This window comes from Amycolatopsis sp. H20-H5, assembly GCF_035828755.1.
Taxonomy (GTDB): domain Bacteria; phylum Actinomycetota; class Actinomycetes; order Mycobacteriales; family Pseudonocardiaceae; genus Amycolatopsis.
The window spans coordinates 1-1,474 of the sequence record NZ_JAYMZS010000273.1; the positions used below are offsets into that span (position 1 = coordinate 1).

A 1,474-nucleotide genomic window follows, 5' to 3' on the forward strand; every position below is an offset into this window, starting at 1 on the left:
GTCGCCGTCGGGGTCGGCGTCCGCGAACAGGAAGGGATCGGCGCCACGGAAGGAGAACACGGACTGGTCCTGGTCACCCGCGACGACGAACTCGCCCGCGGTGTGCCCGAGCAGGCGGATGAGCTGCGTCTGCAGCGGGTCGAGGTGCTGGGCGTCGTCGACGAACAAGTGCCGAACGCGTGCCTGCTCGCGGGAGCGCAGCTCGGGGTCGTCCTCCAGCGCCAGCAACGCCGAGGTGACCAGCTCGGCGGCGTCCAACGCGGGCGCACTCGCTACGCCGAGCGCGTTGCCCCCGGCGCCCTGCAGGACCGTCACCTCTTCGTACTGGCTCCAGAAGCGCCCGGCGGCGACCCATTCGTCCCGTTTGCGACGCTCGCCGAGCCGGATCAGGTCCTCCGGGCCGAGACCGCGCTCGGCCGCGCGAAGCAGCAGGTCACGCAGCTCCTCGGCGAACCCGGGCACGATCAGCGCGGGCTTCAGCGCGGCCGGCCAGCCGGGCGCCCCGACAGCGAGGTCCCCCGCCAGGAGCTCGCGGACCACGACGTCCTGCTCGGCCCCGGCCAGCAGACGCGGCGCGGGCAGCTCGTCGGCCTTGGCCTGCAGCCGCAGCACCGAGTACGCGTATGAGTGCACCGTGCGAACGAGGGGCTCACGGACAGTACGCGGGAGGGGCGCGTTGTCCGGGTCGCCGGTGAGGGCGCGGGTGATGTCGGCACGCAGCGTGTCTGCGGCTTTGCGGGACGTGGTGAGGATCAGGACGCTCTCGGGGTCCGCGCCGTCCGCGATACGCCGCGCGGCGGCCGACGCCAGCAACGCCGTCTTGCCGGTCCCTGGCCCGCCGAGGACGCGCAGGAAGCCGCCCGGCGAGGCCAGGACGCGGCGCGCACCGGCGTCCCAGTCGAACGAGCGCGTGCCGGTGAACGGCGCGCGCACGAGCCGCGCGTCCGCCGCTGCCGCCGTTCTCCGCGCGTTCACGTCTGCGATGGAACCACGCCCGGCCGACACTACGACGCAGCGGCACGGCAAAGTGGTGACATGGACGACGAACTGCACGAACGGGTGCGCGCGGTCATCGCCGACGTGCCGGCCGGCACGGTCGCGACTTATGGGGATATAGCGGCACTTTCCGGTGCTCCCTCGCCCCGGCTGGTCGGCTGGATCCTCGGCGAGGACGGGCACGACCTGCCCTGGCACCGCGTACTGCGCGCGAACGGGACTCCCGCGCCGCACCTGGTGCACGAGCAGCTCGAACTGCTGCGCGCCGAGGGCGTGCTGGCCGACGACGAGCGCGTCGACCTCAAAAAGTACCGCTGGCGCCCCGATGGCCCCGCCGCGAACCCCACCGACGCCGCGGAGACCCTCTTTTAGGCAAGCCTTACCTTCTCGATGAGCCCCGAAAGCGGGAGCAAAGGTCCCTTGCTCCCGTTTCGAAGGTCCCTGAAGGCCACCATGACGGCGTTAAACGCCGTCATGG

Annotated in this window: 2 protein-coding genes; one reads left to right on the top strand and one right to left on the bottom strand. The window is 72.1% G+C overall.

Annotation, left to right across the window (positions count from 1 at the left end; genetic code table 11):
• Positions 1 to 933, bottom strand: a 933-nt coding sequence (locus QMK34_RS47415; RefSeq protein ID WP_326421619.1) for a UvrD-helicase domain-containing protein, incomplete at its 3' end; no start/stop codon positions are given.
• A gap of 102 nt (positions 934 to 1,035) precedes the next feature.
• Between QMK34_RS47415 and QMK34_RS47420 the strand changes: the two genes are divergently transcribed.
• Positions 1,036 to 1,368, top strand: a complete 333-nt coding sequence (locus tag QMK34_RS47420) for an MGMT family protein (RefSeq protein ID WP_326421618.1) — start codon at positions 1,036 to 1,038, stop codon at positions 1,366 to 1,368.
• The last annotated feature ends 106 nt before the right edge of the window (positions 1,369 to 1,474 follow it).